This window comes from Carnobacterium gallinarum DSM 4847, from assembly GCF_000744375.1.
In the GTDB taxonomy this organism is placed as follows: Bacteria; Bacillota; Bacilli; order Lactobacillales; family Carnobacteriaceae; genus Carnobacterium; species Carnobacterium gallinarum.
On sequence record NZ_JQLU01000005.1, the window covers coordinates 2,128,821 to 2,148,332 of the forward strand.

At 33.2% G+C, this 19,512-nt stretch carries 19 protein-coding genes; 14 read left to right on the forward strand and 5 right to left on the reverse strand.

All coding sequences use genetic code 11. From position 1 onward, the window contains the following. Positions 1-105 precede the first annotated feature (105 nt). The 4 genes from BR43_RS14695 to BR43_RS14710 all read left to right on the forward strand — a co-directional run bounded on the left by BR43_RS14695 (position 106) and on the right by BR43_RS14710 (position 4,947). A complete protein-coding gene (locus BR43_RS14695) occupies positions 106-1,272 on the forward strand; it encodes a galactokinase (protein WP_051934062.1) in 1,167 nt (388 codons plus the stop codon). Between the two features lie 29 nt (positions 1,273-1,301). Further along, positions 1,302-2,789, forward strand: a complete 1,488-nt coding sequence (galT, locus tag BR43_RS14700; RefSeq protein ID WP_034563256.1) for a UDP-glucose--hexose-1-phosphate uridylyltransferase — start codon at positions 1,302-1,304, stop codon at positions 2,787-2,789. Positions 2,790-2,810: 21 nt separating this feature from the next. Continuing rightward, positions 2,811-3,857 (forward strand): aldose epimerase family protein, encoded by a 1,047-nt coding sequence (locus BR43_RS14705; protein WP_034563258.1) that lies wholly within the window; start codon positions 2,811-2,813, stop codon positions 3,855-3,857. A 94-nt stretch (positions 3,858-3,951) separates the two neighbouring features. After that, positions 3,952-4,947 (forward strand): LacI family DNA-binding transcriptional regulator, encoded by a 996-nt coding sequence (locus BR43_RS14710; protein WP_034563260.1) that lies wholly within the window; start codon positions 3,952-3,954, stop codon positions 4,945-4,947. Between the two features lie 66 nt (positions 4,948-5,013). Here BR43_RS14710 and BR43_RS14715 read toward each other — a convergent pair whose 3' ends face one another. Further along, the gene (locus tag BR43_RS14715) at positions 5,014-5,178 is read right to left on the reverse strand and encodes a CsbD family protein (RefSeq protein ID WP_034563262.1); all 165 of its coding nucleotides are present in this window, start codon (positions 5,176-5,178) and stop codon (positions 5,014-5,016) included. A 1,023-nt stretch (positions 5,179-6,201) separates the two neighbouring features. Here BR43_RS14715 and BR43_RS14720 point away from each other — a divergent pair. From BR43_RS14720 to tsaD, 5 genes are all read left to right on the forward strand, one after another. Then, the gene (locus BR43_RS14720) at positions 6,202-7,515 is read left to right on the forward strand and encodes a DUF6056 family protein (protein WP_034563264.1); all 1,314 of its coding nucleotides are present in this window, start codon (positions 6,202-6,204) and stop codon (positions 7,513-7,515) included. 200 nt (positions 7,516-7,715) lie between these two features. Next, on the forward strand, positions 7,716-8,444 hold the full coding sequence (gene tsaB, locus BR43_RS14725) for a tRNA (adenosine(37)-N6)-threonylcarbamoyltransferase complex dimerization subunit type 1 TsaB (protein WP_034563265.1): 729 nt from the start codon (positions 7,716-7,718) through the stop codon (positions 8,442-8,444). Beyond that, complete coding sequence (rimI, locus tag BR43_RS14730) at positions 8,428-9,027, forward strand: ribosomal protein S18-alanine N-acetyltransferase (protein ID WP_034563267.1); 600 nt, start codon at positions 8,428-8,430, stop codon at positions 9,025-9,027. Before tsaB ends, rimI (BR43_RS14730) begins: the two co-directional genes overlap by 17 nt. After that, on the forward strand, positions 9,024-9,497 hold the full coding sequence (gene rimI / locus BR43_RS14735; RefSeq protein ID WP_034563269.1) for a ribosomal protein S18-alanine N-acetyltransferase: 474 nt from the start codon (positions 9,024-9,026) through the stop codon (positions 9,495-9,497). The genes rimI (BR43_RS14730) and rimI (BR43_RS14735) overlap by 4 nt, the downstream gene beginning before the upstream one ends. 25 nt (positions 9,498-9,522) lie before the next feature. After that, a complete protein-coding gene (gene tsaD, locus BR43_RS14740; RefSeq protein ID WP_034563272.1) occupies positions 9,523-10,548 on the forward strand; it encodes a tRNA (adenosine(37)-N6)-threonylcarbamoyltransferase complex transferase subunit TsaD in 1,026 nt (341 codons plus the stop codon). A gap of 147 nt (positions 10,549-10,695) precedes the next feature. Here tsaD and BR43_RS14745 read toward each other — a convergent pair whose 3' ends face one another. Beyond that, a complete protein-coding gene (locus BR43_RS14745; protein ID WP_034563275.1) occupies positions 10,696-12,666 on the reverse strand; it encodes an ABC-F family ATP-binding cassette domain-containing protein in 1,971 nt (656 codons plus the stop codon). Positions 12,667-12,990: 324 nt separating this feature from the next. Between BR43_RS14745 and BR43_RS14750 the strand changes: the two genes are divergently transcribed. Then, the gene (locus BR43_RS14750) at positions 12,991-13,644 is read left to right on the forward strand and encodes a redox-sensing transcriptional repressor Rex (RefSeq protein ID WP_034563278.1); all 654 of its coding nucleotides are present in this window, start codon (positions 12,991-12,993) and stop codon (positions 13,642-13,644) included. Between the two features lie 81 nt (positions 13,645-13,725). Here BR43_RS14750 and BR43_RS14755 read toward each other — a convergent pair whose 3' ends face one another. Both BR43_RS14755 and BR43_RS14760 read right to left on the reverse strand, forming a co-directional pair. Further along, the gene (locus tag BR43_RS14755) at positions 13,726-13,932 is read right to left on the reverse strand and encodes a YdiK family protein (RefSeq protein ID WP_034563281.1); all 207 of its coding nucleotides are present in this window, start codon (positions 13,930-13,932) and stop codon (positions 13,726-13,728) included. A 76-nt stretch (positions 13,933-14,008) separates the two neighbouring features. Next, positions 14,009-14,665 (reverse strand): CPBP family intramembrane glutamic endopeptidase, encoded by a 657-nt coding sequence (locus BR43_RS14760; RefSeq protein ID WP_245617872.1) that lies wholly within the window; start codon positions 14,663-14,665, stop codon positions 14,009-14,011. 306 nt (positions 14,666-14,971) lie between these two features. On the opposite strand from BR43_RS14760, the gene groES reads away from it, so the two are divergent. Both groES and groL read left to right on the forward strand, forming a co-directional pair. Next, positions 14,972-15,256 carry a co-chaperone GroES gene (gene groES / locus BR43_RS14765; RefSeq protein WP_034563287.1) on the forward strand — a complete coding sequence of 95 codons (285 nt, stop codon included), beginning with the start codon at positions 14,972-14,974 and terminating at the stop codon, positions 15,254-15,256. 48 nt (positions 15,257-15,304) lie between these two features. Continuing rightward, positions 15,305-16,930, forward strand: a complete 1,626-nt coding sequence (gene groL, locus BR43_RS14770; RefSeq protein WP_034563289.1) for a chaperonin GroEL — start codon at positions 15,305-15,307, stop codon at positions 16,928-16,930. Positions 16,931-16,997: 67 nt separating this feature from the next. Here groL and BR43_RS14775 read toward each other — a convergent pair whose 3' ends face one another. Beyond that, a complete protein-coding gene (locus tag BR43_RS14775) occupies positions 16,998-17,696 on the reverse strand; it encodes a metal-binding protein ZinT (protein ID WP_034563291.1) in 699 nt (232 codons plus the stop codon). A 328-nt stretch (positions 17,697-18,024) separates the two neighbouring features. On the opposite strand from BR43_RS14775, the gene BR43_RS14780 reads away from it, so the two are divergent. Both BR43_RS14780 and BR43_RS14785 read left to right on the forward strand, forming a co-directional pair. Then, positions 18,025-18,618: a YcxB family protein gene (locus tag BR43_RS14780; protein WP_034563293.1), complete on the forward strand. Its 594-nt coding sequence runs from the start codon at positions 18,025-18,027 to the stop codon at positions 18,616-18,618. A 353-nt stretch (positions 18,619-18,971) separates the two neighbouring features. Further along, positions 18,972-19,469 (forward strand): cysteine hydrolase family protein, encoded by a 498-nt coding sequence (locus tag BR43_RS14785; protein ID WP_034563295.1) that lies wholly within the window; start codon positions 18,972-18,974, stop codon positions 19,467-19,469. Positions 19,470-19,512 lie beyond the last annotated feature (43 nt).

Here is a 19,512-nt window from a genome sequence, read left to right on the forward strand (position 1 = left end):
GTTTTTTATTTAGTAGTTAATTAAATTAGTAAAAAAGTTTGTGTTTTAGTAAAATTAATTGTATAATTTAGTAAAATAAATTAAAAAAAGGAGAAAATAATGAAAATTAATGAACTTATTCAAAAATTTGAAACCGTTTTTAAAGAAAAAAATCCTCAAGAATTTTTTGCCCCAGGAAGAATTAATTTAATTGGTGAACATACAGATTACAACGGCGGATATGTATTTCCATGTGCGATTACAATTGGCACATATGGGTTAGCGACTAAACGACAAGATACACTAGTAAATCTTTACTCAGAAAACTTTTCTGAGTTAGGTGTGATTTCATTTGATTTAGCTGAGTTAGATTATCGAAAAACAGATAATTGGACTAACTACCCTAAAGGAATGATCCGCTATTTGCAAGAAAGTGGGCATGTCATTAACCGTGGTATGAATATTCTCTTTTATGGAACGATTCCTAATGGGGCAGGACTTTCGTCATCAGCGTCGATTGAATTGCTAACTGGCGTGATTTTACAAAATTTATTTGATTTGCACTTGGCTGAGCTAGAACTAATTTTTACAGGTAAACGAGTTGAGAATGAATTTATAGGCGTTAACTCTGGTATCATGGATCAATTTGCTATTGGAAAGGGTCAGAAAGATAAAGCTATTTTACTTGATTGTGATACGTTAGCCTATGAAATGGTTCCCGTTGTTTTAGGGGATCACAAAATTGTGATTATGAATACGAACAAACGTAGAGAACTGGCGGATTCTAAATATAATGAACGTCGTAGTCAATGTGAGTCAGCTTTGAGTCAGCTTCAAACAAAATTAACAATTGATTCTTTAGGACAACTAGACGAAGAAACCTTTTTTGGCAATCAATCCTTAATTGATGATCCGATTTTACTCAAACGAGCAAAACACGCTGTTACAGAAAACCAACGAACAATTAAAGCAGCAACTGCTTTAAAATCTGGGAAGTTAGAAGAATTTGGCCAATTAATGAATGCCTCTCATCGTTCGTTACGAGATGATTATGAAGTATCAGGAATTGAATTGGATACATTAGTAGAAGTCGCTTGGGAACAACCAGGAGTGATTGGAGCTAGAATGACAGGTGCTGGTTTTGGAGGCTGTGGTATTGCGATTGTAGCAGTAGATAAAATTGATGAATTTATTCAAAACGTAGGAGCCAGCTATCAAGCTAAAATTGGTTATCCAGCTGATTTTTATCTAGCAAGTATTAGTGATGGGGCAAAGTATTTAGGAGTAAAATAAATAAAAGTAAGAGAAGGAGCGAAAACCAAATGATTGACCAACAAATAATTGATTTTATTGAAATTGGAATTATCCAAAAAGAAATTGCCTCAATAGATCGTATTTATTTAACCAATCTACTTGCTGAATTAATTGGCAAAAAAGAATTGAAGCTAGATTTAAAAGCTTCATCTATTATACAGCCTCGCTTAACCATCATGGATCAACTGGTAAACTATGCAATTGAACAGCAAGTGATTAGTTTAGTTGAAAGAGAGATGCTTGAGGCACAAATTATGGATTTAATTACACCGATGCCTTCAGCTATTAATCACGAATTTCAGAAAAAATATCAAGAAAACCCAATCACGGCTACTGATTATTTTTACCAAATAAGTCAAAATAATAATTATATTAAAACACGAGAAATTGCAAAAAATGATTTATTCACTGTTGAAACGAAGTTTGGTTTATTAGAAATTACCATTAACTTATCTAAGCCAGAAAAAGATCCTAAGCAAATTGCGTTAGAAAAATTAACTCCTGCTGTTGATTACCCTAAATGTTTATTGTGTATAGAAAATGAAGGGTATGCAGGAAGAGTAAATCATCCTGCTCGAACACAACATCGAATTATTCGGTTAGAATTAAATCAAGAAGCATGGGGATTCCAATATTCGCCCTATGCGTACTATGAAGAACACTGTATTTTCTTAGCAGCAGAGCATCGTCCAATGAAAATTGAAGCAGCAACTTTTCGTAAGTTATTTGGACTAGTTCAACAGTTTCCACATTATTTTGTTGGTTCCAATGCAGATTTGCCAATTGTTGGTGGATCAATTTTATCTCACGATCACTATCAAGGGGGACGCCATATTTTTGGGATGGCTAAAGCATTGTTAATCAGTCATTTTAAGCTACCAGATTTTCCAACGGTATCTGCGGGTATTGTAAAATGGCCAATGTCAGTAATCCGTCTAAGTGGTGAAAATCAGCATGAATTAGAATTGGCAGCTGTTTATATTTTGGAGAAATGGCGAGGATATTCAGATAATGCAGTCGCTATTCAAGCAGTTTCTGCTGATGGAACACCGCATAATACGGTTACACCAATTGTACGGAAAAATGGCATTTATTTTGAATTGGATTTAGTTTTACGAAATAATCGGACAACAGCTGATTATCCAGATGGAATTTTTCATCCCCATAAAGAAAGTCAACATATCAAAAAAGAAAATATCGGATTAATTGAAGTGATGGGATTAGCGATATTGCCACCACGTTTGAAAGAAGAGCTACAAGTAGTAAGACGCTATTTGTTGAATCAAGCCGAAGAAGTTGCACCCTATCATCAGATTTGGGCAGCTCAATTAAAACAAGCCCACTCACTTATCACAGTGGATAATGTAACAAGAATTATTGAGGAAGCCGTTGGAATGGTTTTCTTAAAAGTCTTAGAAGATGCAGGGGTCTTTAAACAAACAGAAATAGGCTTAGCTGCATTTAATCGGTTTATTTTAGCATTAAAAACAAAATAAATTCACTTAAGGAGCTAAAAAATGATTATTTTTGAAAAAAAATTTGGAGTTGTTGGTGACGATCAAATTACAGAATATACATTGGAAAATAGCCAAGGTATGCAAGTTTCAGCCATCAATTATGGTGGAACAGTCACTAAAATTAGCGTTCCAGATCGTTATGGTAAACGAGAGAATGTTGTATTAGGATTTGACTCAGTAGCAGAGTATCAACAACAAACTGCTTTTTTAGGTGCTACAGTTGGTCGTGTTGCAGGTAGAATTGCGTTAGGTAAATTTACATTAGATGGAAAAAACTACCAAATAAGTCAAAATGAAGGCGAAAATCAGCTTCATGGAGGTGGTGGTTTTAACCAGAAAGTCTGGCAAGCTAAGACGTATCAAACAGAGTCAGAAGCTGGTGTGATATTTACTACTGTTAGTCCAGACGGTGAATTTGGTTATCCTGGAAATTTAAAGGTGGAAGTGACCTTTAGTTTAAATGAATTCAATCAATGGAAGGTGCATTATTTAGGTGAAACAGATCAGAGTACCTTATTTAATCCAACGAATCATGTTTATTTTAATTTAACTGGTAATCCAAAGCAGTCTATTTTAGACCATCAGCTAATGCTGGTTAGTGACCGATTTGTTGCGTTACAATCTGATTTAATTCCAACTGGCGAGTTGCTAGAGGTTAGTGGGACAGCCTTTGATTTTCAACGACCAGAAGTGCTTAGACGTGGTATATCTAGCCAGCACGCTCAAAATAAATTAGCACAGGGATACGATCATGCATTTGTATTTAAAGCGAATCAGGAGCAGCAAGTTAAAGCAAGTTTAGTTGAGCCAATGAGTGGACGCCGTGTGCAGATGTATACCGACTGTCCTTCTGTAGTTGTATATTCTGGAAATCAATTTAATGGTGAATTTGAGTTGGCTGACGCACCTGTACAGCAGTATGCAGGAATCACGTTGGAAACTCAAGGACTACCAGATGCAGTGAATCAACAAGGCTTTGGTTCGATTCAATTGAATGCTGACAAAAAATTTGAATCTGAAACGATTTACCAGTTTGATGTGATTTAAATCCTTTTTAAGGAGATGGATTGTTTTAACTAAGAAAATTTGCTAGTATCTTAATAGATACAAGAAAAAAAGATAGAAGGGGAGCGAATTTAAGATGGCGACAATTAAAGATATTGCCCAACAAGCTGGGGTATCTAGCGCTACAGTTTCCCGCGTATTGAATTATGATGAGAGCTTATCTGTTGGGGATGAAACGAAAAAACGAATATTTGAAGTGGCAGAGCAGTTAGAGTATACCAAGCATAAGAAAGTAAAATTAACTAAAAATGGCAAAATTGCAATTATGCAATGGTCAACAGAAAAAGAAGAATTAGATGATGTTTACTATCTTTCTTTGCGGATGGGGGCAGAAAAACGAATCGCGGAGGAAGGGTATGAAACATTACGTGTCTTTCAAGATACACCATTTGAAATGACAAAAGACATCGTTGGCATCATCTCATTAGGTGAATGTAGCCCAGTCCAAGTTGCTCGACTAACAGAATGGGGAAAGCCTATTTGTTTTATTAATTTTGACCAGTTGATTCATAAATACGATTCAGTTGTAGTTGATTTTGAACAAGCTGTGCGATCGGTTTTGGATCATTTTATTGCTACAGGACACACTAAGATTGGCTATATTGGTGGATTAGAATGCTATGGTGATCGTTCAGGGACAATTATTGATACACGAACAAAAATTTTTGAAAGCTATTTGCGGGAAAAGAAGCTTTATGTAGAGGGCTATTGTTTTATTGATTCCTTTGAAGTTAAAGCTGGATATGAGCAGATGAAAAAAGCAATTAGTGAACTGGGAGAGGATTTGCCGACAGCAATTTTTGCTGGAAATGATCCAATTGCTGTGGGGTGTTTACGCGCTTTACAAGAAGAGGGCATCCAAGTACCAGAACGAGTGAGCCTGATTGGTTTTAATGATATTAGTGTAGCTAAATATGTTTTTCCATCATTGAGTACAGTGAAAGTTTATACAGAATTAATGGGAGAAACAGGCGTTGATTTACTTTTGGATCGAATGGCCTCTAATCGTCAAGCCGCTAAAAAGATTACTTTATCAACAGATTTAATTTTAAGAGAAAGTACCTTGAATTAGTAAAAAACGTTTTAAACAAGTGATTCCTTGTTTAAAACGTTTTTTAGTATCTTAGTTAGAATAAATTTATTTTTTTAAATCGCCGACTTTTTTCTCAACGGCACCTTTTAGTTTTTGAGCTTTACCTTCTGCTTCTTTTTCAGCGTTGTTGGTTACTTTACCAAAAGCTTCTTTTGCTTCACCCGCAACTTGATCCTTTAAACCTTTTGCTTTATCTTTAAAATCAGTCATCGTACATTCCTCCTAAATTTTATTTAGCTATCAAGTACTGTTCTATTATGAGATTAGCGAATTTGTTCCAAAGTGACGAGAAATAAATATGTCTAAAATGTGAACGGTTTAGAATAACTAAAGTTTACTAGTTTTAGAAAACAAAATCAACTAATATGCATTTATCTAGTCATTAAAAAATCTAACTCCTGTTTTATTAGTAATTAAATTTTTTATGAAAGGGTAACTGGTTAGTCTTTTTTTATTAATTTTATGATATAAAAAATACGATTACAGATTTGATACAACTAAAATTCGATAATATCACCCAATACATTGGCAATTAAATCCATACTATCAAAAATTCTACTACCCACATAAAAATAATTCATCATTAATTGTAAAAAATTTATAGAAAGAGAAAATAAAAATGAAGCAACCATTATTTGTTTGCTTGTCTAGATTTTTTTGAATAGTAAGGGGAAAAGAAGTCAGAAGGGACTCATAAGAGGATAGTACTGATGACTGTTATAGGTAAAATAATAAGAAAAGATAGTTAATATTTTGAAAGGCTCTATTTCAACTAGATAATTAGTTCCATAACTTGAGATTTAAGCAAGACTATTTTTATCAACTAAAAAAGAACTACATCACATTTTTGAACCAAGTAATTTTTTGCTTTTTAATCAGTCACCCTAGCAAGAATAGAAAAAATAGAGTGAAAATTGGAATGAATAATAAATAAGCATGTAATATTGTCGTTTATTTCATGGTTTTATTATAATTTTTTTTACTTATCTTTTTATTTGGTTAAAAAGAACTGTAGGTGTGTTTGTTAGAAGGGATAATCAAAAAAATAATATTTTTAAGTTATTTTAATTTCTTTTTTTTCTTATTAAAGCATAATTAATCGCTGTTTTTTTGGGTTTTTTAGCTGTGGAAAAATATTTTTTTGTTATTTTAATGCATTTTTTTCAAAGGAGTTCTGTGTTATACTTTTTAAATGATAAGCTAATCATATAGTTGAATTAAAGGAGTGGTTTAGTGAGTAAGCTGAAGGTTAAACCGCAATATTTTGCTTGGCTAATTGTATTTAGTCTAGTGGTATTGTATCATTTTCGATTTCAAATGTCCCCAGGTAGTGACGATGAATGGTTTGCTAATTTTCATAAGCAAGCTTCATTTTTAACTTATTTAAATTCTCGTTTTAACGTTTGGTCTGCAAGGATAGTGCCAGACGCTATTTTATTTTATATATTTTTAGTGCCGCTTACAGTATGGCGAATTCTTAACAGCTTTTTCTTAGTGTTATTGTGTCGTTCAATAGTGCGTCTATTTTCACCTAAAGCATCTATTCTTTCAACACTTTCTGTAATGTGCATCATTGGTTTTGTTTCCTCATCTGTTATCAATGAAGGTTTTTTTTGGATTACCGGATCAATTAATTATTTATGGCCTCTTGCGATGGGAATTTATGTTTTAGTTCCACTTGCAGATTATTTTTACAGAGAGACAGATATGACATTCTCTTTTCAAAACTGGATTCGATTGTTTGTGACTTTCATTGTTTCATTTACAAATGAGCAAGTGTTAATTTGTGTGATTGGTGTATTTTTAGCAACAATTATAGCGCTTTTGGTAAAAAAAAGAACGATTCCACTCTATCTCTATTTAAGCGTTACTATTTTGATAATCGGTTTTTTGATTATGTATTTCTCTCCTGGAAATGCTCTCAGGATGCAGAGTGAAGTGGCTCGTTGGTTTCCAAATTTTTATGAATTAAGTGTTTTGAGCCGTTTGAGTATTGGATTTAGCTGGCTTTATGGACAAGTTATAGCGTATATGTTATGGATTCTAATGTTGATTAGTGGAATGACTTGTTATTTATTGCCATCGTCATGGTTAAAGAAGACTTTGATTTCATCTAGTATTTTTTTACTTGCAGCCAATATATTCAAAAATGTTCGTTTCTTCGATTTTGAGCGAATTAAACTGATTTCTAAAGAATCTTATTTTAATTTTAGCTTCTTAACTAATAAAGCTTTCTATGCAAGTGCATTTCCATATGTTATTTGGACTTTATTTATAGGTTTATTGATTTATGCATCTGTAAAAGCTAGTGGTAAACAAATTTTAGTTTCACTTTGTTATTTAGCAGGGATTTTATCGTCTATGTTGATGTTTTTAAGTCCTACCATATATGCTTCTGGTACAAGGGTTTTTAATGTACTTGGCGTGACTCTTGCCATTATAGCCTATATACTCTTAATCAAAATACAAGAACGAATTTCAAATAAAAATAGAGTGTTTGAAGTTATTTTATTAGCCATTATACCAATTATTCAATTTATACTTTAAAAAATAAACAGGAAATTTCAAATTATAATTGAAATTTTCTGTTTTTATTTTCTAAGGGTTAAATTGAGACTTAGCTTAGTTCTACAAATCAAGTAAGTCAAATGAAATTATTCTAAAAAATGTCTTTGGCTTCTTTACTTAATCTTTACACGGTTTTATGCTAAAATATAAGGAAGTGAATCAATTAAAGGAGCTCAATTATGAAAATTTTAGCAATCGATACGTCTAACCAAGTGATGAGTGTAGCGGTTATCGAAAATCAAGTTATTATCGGTGAAATTACAACAAATATAAAAGGCAATCATAGTGAGCGCTTGATGCCGGCAATTGATCAATTAATGAAAGAAGTTCATTGGCAACCTAACCAATTAGATCGAATCGCAGTAGCCAAAGGACCGGGTTCTTATACAGGATTACGAATTGGTGTGACAATAGCGAAAACATTAGCATGGACATTAAATAAAGAGTTAACTGGAATTTCTAGCTTAAAAGTTTTAGCAGGAAATTGCCAAGAATCAACAGATTTAATCGTTCCATTAATGGATGCAAGACGTGGTAATATTTATACAGGTTTGTATCAATGGCAAGGAACAGAACTACAGCAAATTGAACCAGATACACATATTTCAGCAAGTGAGTGGGCGAAGTTTTTGGCTAGTCGTTTTAAAACAGAAACTATTCAATTAGTTGGTAGTGATTGGAGTTTGCACGAAGCTACTTTTAGAGCCGAATTTGGTGAACGAGTAAGAATCGCTTCAGCTCAAAATCAATTGCCTAGAGGGAGTGTTTTGGGATTATTAGCAACAACCGCAGAGCCTGTTGATCCCCATACTTTTATTCCTGATTATTTAAAATTAGCCGAAGCTGAAGAAAACTGGCGGTTAGCTCATCCGGATCAATTGGAGGAAAGCTATGTTGAAAAAATTTAGAAATTGGTTAACGATTAGTTCAAATGAAAAAGAAGCAACAGAGCAAAGGTGGCGCTGGGAGCGTTTGACAGAACGAGTAAGTCTGACTAAAACAGAGTTTCCCATGAATGCCAATGAAAATGCGATTTTGTCAATTGGAACAGTTGCAGATATTCCAGAATTATTGGAGATTGAGCGCTTAAGTTATCATGGAGAAATGCCATGGAGTCAAAAAGCATTTGAACATGAGATGAAAAATAACCGCAATGCTTTGTATTTAATTCTAAAAGTCTATGATAAAGCTGTAGCATTTATTGGTTCATGGTTTGTCGAAGGGGAAGCGCATATTACCAATATTGCTGTGATTCCTAATTATCGTCGGTTAGGTTTGGCAACAGTTCTAATCCAGCAAATGGAGCAATTAGCGATTATGGATCAGAATAAATTGTTTAGCTTGGAAGTTCGAGTATCCAACCAAAGTGGACAGAATTTATATCGTAAGTTAGGATTCCAAGATGGTAAAATCAAAAAAGGCTACTATACTGAAAACCGTGAAGATGCATTAGAAATGTACAAAGCGCTAAAAGGAAAGAATGACAAATGATAGAAAAATTAGACAAAAATCAGATTAGGTTTATTGAAATAAAAGAGACCCGTTATACTGGAGTGGATCTGTTTGAAGTAGCTGAAAAAAGCTACGATCATGAATCTCCTTGGAGTGCAGAAACTTTTAATAAAGATCTAAAACAGCCTTATGTTCAGTATTTTATGGCCTTAGAGGAACATAAAATAATCGGGTTTGTTGGCTATCGCCAGATTTTTGAAGAAGTTGAAATTACGAATATTGTTGTAGCAGCCGAATTGAAAGATCAAGGAATTGGAACGGAATTACTAAACCAATGGTTAGATTATTTGCGTACCTCAGAGGCAGGCGTTGTTCATCTAGAAGTGCGAAAAAGTAATAAATTGGCAATTCATGTCTATAAAAAATTAGGCTTCCAATTAGTGAATATTCGGCAAGATTATTATGATTATCCCGTTGAAGATGCAATAATTATGAAACTAGCATTATAAATGACTGGTAGAAAGAGTGAATAAAATGTCAAATGAACGAAACTTAATTTTAGCAATTGAAACAAGCTGTGACGAAACAAGTGCGGCAATAATTGAAAATGGCATTCATATTCGCTCCAACATTGTCGCCTCACAAATTAAAAGTCATATGCGATTTGGTGGAGTTGTCCCTGAAATTGCTAGTCGACATCATGTGGAGCAGATTACTCAATGTATTGAAGAAGCGTTAAATGAAGCTGAAGTTGGTTATGAAGAGTTGAACGCAATTGCTGTTACAGAAGGACCAGGCTTAGTTGGAGCCTTATTAATTGGTGTAAATGCAGCGAAAGCGTTGGCTTATGCTCATAATTTGCCACTCATTCCAGTCAATCATATGGCAGGACACATTTATGCAAATCGTTTAATCCAACCGTTGTTATTCCCACTGTTGGCTTTAGTTGTTAGTGGTGGTCATACAGAATTAGTTTTCATGGAAGAAGATGGACAGTATCAAATTATTGGTGAAACACGAGATGATGCTGCTGGAGAAGCTTACGATAAAGTCGGTCGTGTCCTAGGATTAACCTATCCTGGTGGGAAACGTATTGATGAAATGGCTCACGTTGGAACGGATACATTCAATTTTCCCCGAGGAATGATTCGTGAAGAAAATTATGATTTTAGTTTTAGTGGTTTGAAGAGTTCCTTTATTAATACAGTTCATAATGCTGAACAAAAAGGTGAAGAGCTAGATAAAAATGATTTAGCTGCAAGTTTTCAAGCAAGTGTTGTCGACGTCTTGGTGACGAAGACATTAAAAGCAGTTGAAGAATTACAAGTAAAGCAGTTAGTATTAGCTGGTGGCGTTGCTGCAAATCGTGGTTTACGTGAGACTTTAACTAAAAAAATGGCAGAAGTATTTCCTAATGTAGAGCTAGTAATTCCACCTTTAAACCTATGTGGAGATAATGCAGCTATGATTGGAGCTGCTGCGTATATCTCTTATCAACGATCTGAATTTGCTACCTATGATTTAAATGCACAGCCTGGCTTGTCATTTGATACTATTTAAAAAAGAGTGAGAGAGACAAAAAACTACTATTTTGAATAACAATCAGTCAATTTAAAAAATAAAAACTGCAAGAAATCAACATTTGTAAAAATGGATTTCTTGCAGTTTTTTATTTTTTAGAACGTAGGTTACAGTTTTTTTATTTCTTTAAATGTTACCTAATTCTTCTAAGGCCATACTCTGCTCTTCCCATTCATTCAAGCAACGTTCATTCTTAGCATGTAATTCTTGTAATGTCTGATTGATTTCTTGAACTTTCACATGGTCCCCAAAAACTTCTGGTAAGGTTAGTTGCGTTTCTAAATGTGTAATCGTTTCCTCTAGTGTAGCCATTTCAGCTTCTAAAGCTTCAATTCGTCTTGTTAGCTGACGGACAATCTTTTGGGTTTCTTTGCTAACTTGATAGTTGGCTTTTGTTCCAGATTTTTGTTCCAAAGCAGTCGTCACAGTTTGTGGTTGATTTTTCATCCGTTCTTCTTCAGCCAATAAACGCAATTCCTCTTCTTCAGCTTTTTTTTCAAGATAATAATCATAGTCACCTAAATAAAGTGTACTACCTGTTTCTGATAATTCTACAACAGTTGTCGCAATTCGATTAATAAAGTAACGGTCATGAGAAACAAAAAGTAAGGTTCCTGGAAATTCAATTAAAGCTTCTTCTAAAACCTCTTTACTATCAATGTCTAAATGGTTGGTAGGTTCATCTAAAATCAAAAAATTATCTTGTTCCATTGAAAGTTTGGCTAACGCTAGTCGAGCTTTTTCACCACCACTTAAGCTAGAAACCGATTTTTCAACATCTTCGCCTGAAAATAAAAAGCTTCCTAAAATACTACGAATATCTTTTTCAGGAGTAGAAGGATGTTCATCCCATAATTCTAAAAGAACTGTTTTAGTTGAATTAAGATTTGCCTGTTCTTGGTCATAATATCCAATCGAGACATTAGCACCAAAGCGTTTTTCTCCTTGAATTAAAGGGAGGTCATCAACTAAGGATTTTAAAAGTGTTGATTTACCAATTCCGTTTGGTCCAACTAGAGCAATAGCATCTAGTTTACGAACATCTAGGTGAATTGGAGTCGATATAATTTCGCCATCGTATCCAACAGCTCCATCATTTAATGTTAATACAACATTGCCACTTTCTTTGGCAGGACGGAATTTAAAGCGGGCGGATTTTTCATCACCTAAGGGTTTGTCCAGCCGGTCCATTTTTTCTAATTGCTTTCGACGACTTTGTGCGCGTTTTGTCGTAGTTGCTCGAACTAAATTACGAGCAACAAAATCTTCAAGTTTTGCAATTTCAGTTTGCTGTTTTTCAAATTCTTTCCATTCACGTTCTAAATTCGCTGCTTTTTGATCTAAATATTTTGTATAATTGCCTTTATAATGATGCATCTTTTGACGACTTAGTTCATAGACTTCATTGACAACTTTATCTAAGAAATAGCGATCATGGGATACAATTAATAAGGCACCCTTGTAGGTTTGTAAATAGTCCTCTAACCAATTTAAAGTAGCAATATCTAAATGATTCGTTGGTTCATCCAGTACTAATAAATCGCGTTTTTCCAATAATAAACGAGCTAGAGCTAGACGGGTTTTTTGTCCACCAGATAGTTGATCTATATGCTTACTGTAGTCTTCTTCAAAAAAACGAAAACCATGTAACACGGAACGAATTTCTGCTTCAAAACCAAAGCCATTCGCCAAATTAAAATCATGTTGCAATTGATCGTAATCATCTAAGATTTTTTGATACAATTCAGGATTTTCTAATAAATCAGGATCACCAATTTGAACTTCTAACTGACGCATACGCTGTTCCATCTGAATAACGGGTTCAAAGACAGTTAACATCTCATCCCAGATAGTTCGAGTGGAATCTAATCCTGAATGCTGGGCTAAATACCCAACTGTTACAGATTTGCCTTTAGCAATTTTACCGGCATCAGGTTCTTCTTGTCCTACAATCATTTTTAATAAGGTTGTTTTCCCCGCACCATTGCGACCAACTAAAGCAATGCGAGAAGTATCTTGAATTTCTAAGTGAATATTTTCAAAAAGCACATCGGCACCAAAGTACCGTGCTACTTGTTGCGTTTGTAGTAAAATCATTTCAGTATCCTTTCTTAATGCTTGCTTTTCTTAGTGTAGCACAGAATTTAAAAAGATAGAATTGAAAACAAATCTTTTTCTATAGAAGTTTTGCACAAGAAGGACTTCACAAGTGAGCTCTTGTGAATTATTCTCTAATTTGAGAAAATAAAAAATCAAAATGTTTAAGCAGATAACTGGTAATATGCTTAAATCATGCTATAATTAGTTTGTTCAATGTGTAATATGTAATTGTGAAAAGACATACGAATCCATTGATATTGTGAATTTCACACAAAAAGGTTCAACAAATAAATTAGTAAAAAAGTAAGTGGAGGGAAGAAAATGCCAAATCAAAAAATACCAAAGGCAACAGCAAAACGCTTGCCTATCTATTATCGCTATTTACGTTTTTTAAATGACGCAGGAAAAGATCGTGTCTCTTCAACGGAACTTAGTGATGCTGTAAAAGTTGACAGCGCAACTATCCGAAGAGATTTTTCTTACTTTGGGGCGCTTGGAAAACGTGGTTATGGATACGATGTTGAAGATTTATTGAACTTTTTCAGTAAAACATTAAATCAAGATCGTTTAACAAATGTTGCATTAATCGGAGTCGGAAATCTTGGTCATGCCTTATTAAATTATAATTTCCACCAAAGCAATAATACACGAATTAGTGCGGCTTTTGATATTGATGAGAATCTAGTAGGAACTATCGCTAGTGGTGTTCCAGTTTATCCAATGAGTGAAATGGTTGAGCAATTAAAATTACAACAGATTGAAGTTGTGATCTTAACTGTACCAGCACCAGTAGCCCAAGAAACAGTAAACCAATTGGTTGATGCAAATGTTAAAGGAATCATGAATTTTACACCATTAAGAATTTCAGTTCCAGATGATATTCGAGTACAAAATGTTGATTTAACGAATGAATTGCAAACGCTGATTTATTTCTTAGATCACTATACTGCGAATGAACCAATGGAAGAAGTTTAAATCAAAAAAGAGAGAAAACAGTAAAAATCTGTTTTCTCTCTTTTTTGATTTAGAAATGGGTTTTATCACTAGTTCATTTTTTTAATTAGATTTGTTGTTTTTACTAATTTGAATAAAAATTTGCAACATTTTTGTTCCACGAACAAAATCATTTGTTGCGATCAAGACACATAAAATTGTGAAAAATCCCCAACCAGAAGTTGATACAAAATCAATCGCAAACCAAATAAATATGGCTGCTAAAAGATAGTTGAAAATAATTTGGCTTAAAAATCCATTTTTGCTCATTTAACTAAAAAATCCTTTCTGTGGCTATAACTAACATAACTTTTTTTAAGTAACAGCCTTATCCGTATTTTTTACACTAATTGAAGAATAAACTAGCTAAAACGGCAGTGCTATTCATTAATATATGGGCAATCATCGGTGTTGCAATATTTTTTGTCTTTGTGTAAAGATAACAAAAAACAAATCCCATTGCTGAGTAGAGTAAAATATGACCATCCATATGAATAAAAGCAAAGAGTAATGAGCTAATGACGGCTGCTCCAATTGCCCCTGTTAAGTCATAAAAGAATCCGAAGATTACTTTACGAAAAACAAATTCTTCCATTATTGGTCCAAAAATAGATGTAGCAACTAAATACAAAGGATATTTACGAATAATAGTTAAAATTCCAATTGTATTTTGAGAGTTAGTTGAGAAATTAAATAAATTGACCTCAATCATCATTGCCACTTGTTGAGCAAAAATTGCTAAGAAAAACCCTGCAATTCCCCAAATAATTACTTTAGAAACTGGAATTGATTCTTGTAAAGTCAAACTATTGCGGATAGTTGATTTACGATTTAATAGTAGCATAATAATTGCTCCTAAAGCAAAGCAAATTAAACTACCATATATTGAAAACTCAGCTCGTAAGTTTTTGGGTGCCATTAAAGCAATAAATATTGGAACAAATTGAGCCGCTAAATAAGTGATTAAAATCATAAGCGAAGTATGAACTGTTATTTTTTTCACGGGCATAACCTTCTTTATCCATAAAATTTTACTTAAATAAAAGTAGTTTGTTTTACAGTATAACACACTATCTCGTTAGATGGTTTAAAAAATCAGTCCTTTTAATTAATTTCAAAGTTAGAATAATTAAAATCAAAATTAAAGGGATTTTTTCAAAAAAAGAAGTAAAATTTTTAATAAAAAAGACAACAAATTACTTGCAATCTGGTTTGAATTTGATTATAGTAAAAGAGTAGATTAGCACTCAACTATAAGGAGTGCTAAATCAAGAAAAAGCAAAATTGCAGAAAGATGGAGGGATTTTACGTGTTAAAACCATTAGGAGATCGTGTCATAATTGAAGTTGCCAAGGAACAAGAGAAAACAGTAGGTGGAATTGTGTTAACAAGCTCTGCACAAGAAAAGCCCCAAACTGGAACGGTTATTGCTGTCGGTGAAGGTCGTGTGCTGGAGAATGGAAACAAAGTTGAACTAGCTGTTAAAGTTGGCGAAACAGTTTTATTTGAAAAGTATTCAGGCACAGAAGTTAAATATGAAGGTAAAGAATATTTAGTTGTTAAAGAACATGACTTAGTTGCAATTGTCGACTAATTTAAACAAACTTAAAATAAAACTAATTAATTATGAGGTGAAGGAAAAATGGCAAAAGATATTAAATTTGCAGAAGATGCACGTAGCGCTATGTTACGTGGTGTAGATGTTTTAGCGAATACTGTAAAAGTAACTTTAGGACCTAAAGGACGTAATGTTGTTTTAGAAAAATCATTTGGTTCACCATTAATTACAAATGACGGTGTGACAATTGCTAAAGAAATCGAATTAGAAGATCATTTTGAAAATATGGGAGCTAAATTAGTAGCTGAAGTTGCTTCAAAAACCAATGATATTGCAGGAGATGGAACTACAACTGCAACTGTTTTAACACAAGCAATTGTGCGTGAAGGTTTAAAAAATGTGACTGCTGGAGCAAATCCAGTAGGCATTCGTCGCGGGATTGAATTGGCAACAAAAACAGCTGTTGAAGAATTGCATGCAATTTCTAAAGTTGTGAATTCAAAAGAAGCTATCGCACAAGTTGCAGCAATTTCTTCTGATGATGAACGCATTGGTCAACTAATTGCAGATGCAATGGAAAAAGTAGGCAATGATGGTGTTATCACAATAGAAGAATCTAAAGGGATTGAAACTGAATTAGATGTAGTTGAAGGAATGCAATTTGACCGCGGTTATCTTTCTCAATATATGGTAACAGATAATGATAAGATGGAAGCAGTTCTTGAAAATCCTTATATCTTAATTACAGATAAAAAAATCTCAAACATTCAAGATATTTTACCAATGCTAGAACAAATTATTCAACAAGGTCGTCCACTTTTAATTATTGCTGATGATGTTGACGGTGAAGCATTGCCAACTTTAGTCTTAAATAAAATTCGTGGCACATTTAATGTAGTTGCTGTTAAAGCCCCTGGTTTTGGTGATCGTCGTAAAGCAATGCTTGAAGATATCGCAATCCTAACCGGCGGAACGGTTATTACAGACGACCTAGGTTTAGAATTAAAAGATACAACAATTGAACAATTAGGACATGCTGGTAAAGCAGTTGTGACTAAAGATGCAACAACAATTGTTGAAGGTGCCGGTGCAAAAGAAAATATTGAACACCGTGTTGCATTAATTAAAGCACAAGCAGCAGATACAACATCAGAATTCGATAAAGAAAAATTACAAGAACGTCTTGCTAAACTTTCTGGTGGAGTTGCTGTTGTTAAAGTTGGAGCAGCTACGGAAACAGAATTAAAAGAACGCAAATTAAGAATTGAAGATGCTTTAAATGCTACTCGTGCAGCGGTTGAAGAAGGAATTGTTGCTGGTGGTGGAACAGCTTTAATCAATGTTCAAGCTAAAGTTGCTGAACTTGAAGCAGAAGGTGATATTGCTACAGGAATCAAGATTGTATTGCGTTCATTAGAAGAGCCTTTACGCCAAATTTCTGAAAATGCTGGACTTGAAGGTTCCGTAATTGTAGACAAATTAAAACATGTTGAAGCAGGAATTGGTTTTAATGCTGCCAATGGTGAATGGGTAAACATGATTGATGCTGGAATAGTTGATCCAACTAAAGTAACACGTAGTGCATTACAAAATGCAGCTAGTGTAGCAGCATTATTATTAACAACTGAAGCAGTTGTTGCAGATAAACCAGCTCCAGAAGCACCAATGGGACCAGGAATGGATCCAAGTATGATGGGCGGCATGATGTAAGGTAAGTAAATAAAAATAAGGACTATCTCATTGAGTTGAGATAGTCTTTTTTAGTGGGGGAAAATGATTAATGGTACAACATATCATGAATGATTTCTTTTTTATTCAGAGTACTTGGAAAAAAGGTTGGCCAATTTTTCATTTCCGATAAAAGAACATCCTGGTTTTCATTTCCTAAATAAATATGGAAATGTGAGCTTTTTTGAGGTTCAATAATATGATCACTAAATTGAACATATTTTGGAGCTAGCATGTTTGTTGTCGTGGCTGTAAACAAATAGCGGACACCTTTTTTACCAGATTCATACGTTAGAATTTTATAGCCAGAATAGTCATACTGAGCTTCCTGCCACTTTCCATCAATTCGATAAGAAATAGTATTTTTCACAATATCAATTGCTTCAATTTCAGTTTGATAACCTTTTTCATAATATTCTTTGTATTCTTCAAAGCTTTTTTCTCCATCTTTGGCTTTTTCTTTAAAGACTTCATCAAGAGAGCCGTCGACTAAGTATGGATAAACAGATTGCCATGATCCTTCCCAATCAGATAATAGACGATCTTGAACAGCACTATCCTCAAATATCCCTTGGCTTGCAGATGTTTTTTCATGACTATGGAAATGCTCCTTTTCTACATGTTCACTAACCAGACTTGCTGAATTTTCTTTGGTTTGAGATTCGCTAGCTATAGATTTTCCAGTCTGTTGACAACCTGTTCCGAGAGATAACCCCACCAGTAGTACACTTATTAAAAATAATTTCATTATTATTTCCTCCTTTTTTGTAAAACGTAATTATTACGTTTTAATATTCTCATACTCATTTAAACTTGTCAATAACTATTTCGTTTTATTGATAATAGATAAATACTTATAGTTAGATAGAGACAAGCAAAGAAAATATATATTTGGCGCCGAATTTATGATAATATTATATGTGGTATTTAAACAGTGTAACATTGATTAATCAACCAAATTTAAATAAGTAAAAAGCTGAGGAAAGTAATTTGGAGACTATTCATTTGATTATTATAGAACTTTTAGAACTCTGACTAAAAAGCGATTATTTTAATTATGAGAGGGGAACGACTAAATGTCAGAAATAATCTTTAAATCATTGTTAACAAAGCAAGATTTTTCAGAATTCAATCGAATTTATGGACGGATTATAGCTAAAAAACGTTTAAGAATACGACTCATTCTAGGCATAATTACGACAATTTTTAGTTTAAGCGAATTCATTTCAATAATTCGCTATATAGTAAAGTATCAAACATTTTTTGAACAACGAGGTTACCTTACTATCTTAAGCTACCAAAAAGAGAATCTATTCATTTCTTTTATTTATGCAGTAATAGCAATACTAATGTTTGTTAGTTACGCTAAAGGAAATAATAGGCAAATCAAAAAAACAATGAATGATCCAGAGAACCAATTATTTTTTAGTGAAAAAGAAGTGACAGTTAATGATGAATTCATACTAATTAAAAATATGGATAGCCTATCTAAGTTTAGCTGGAGTGGAATAAAAAAAGTAATTGAAAGTAAAAAATTTATAGCTATTTTTACTTCCAGTTCCAATTGTTTAATCCTTAATAAAGGAGAGCTACAAGAATCAGAATTAATTGCTTTGAGAGAAAAACTGAAAACTAATTTTAATGGTGAAATTCGGTTGGTTGATAAATAAACGGTCAAAAATAATAGTTTTATGAATAGTAAAGAGTGTACTTAAATCAACAGTAAATTGGCTTTAATCAAATTAATGAATAAAAAGAAGGCTATGAATCATATTTTAGACTTTTAATCTTTAACTAAGCAGGAATTTTCTGAAGTGAAGTGTATCCAAATAAGAGTAGGCTAAATTTTATGATGACATAAAATTGATAGGTAGATAAGTTAGAAAAAATCAGTTTTTTTCTAACTTATTTATTAAATTGCAATAGAAGTTTTAGATTAATTGGCTAGAGTATTGTATCTAAAACAGTTATTTGCTAAAATTAAGTAAGTAAAGCTGTGACAAAAAAAACAATAGGAGGTGTCATGGAATTGGAAGATGTATTAGTAATTATTGATTTACAGAATGGACTTCAGACAGAAGAAAAGCACTTACACAAAATAGAAAACGTTTTAATGGGCGTAAATCAACGGATTGCTGCTTATCGTCAAGTAGAGAAACCAATAATTTTTGTGCAACATAGTGATGAAGAATTGGTACCACATACAAAACCTTGGGAATTGATGCCAGAGTTGGATAAAAAAGAAACCGATTACTATATTGGAAAAACCTATCCAAATGCTTTTTTTAAAACAGATTTACAAGAACTATTAACCAAATTAGCAGTGAAAAATATTGAAATTTGTGGTGCTCAAACAGAATTTTGTGTAGATACTACGATTCGTTTTGCTCATGGACTTGGCTATTCATTATCAATGGTCAAAGGCTTGAATACAACGTTAGACACTAATTTAATTAAAGCAGAAACAATCATTGCCCATCATGAAAGTATCTGGGATCGACGATTTTTAACATTTATTTAAAATAAGAACAAAATTTACTTAAAGAAAAAAGAAAAGGTGGTTT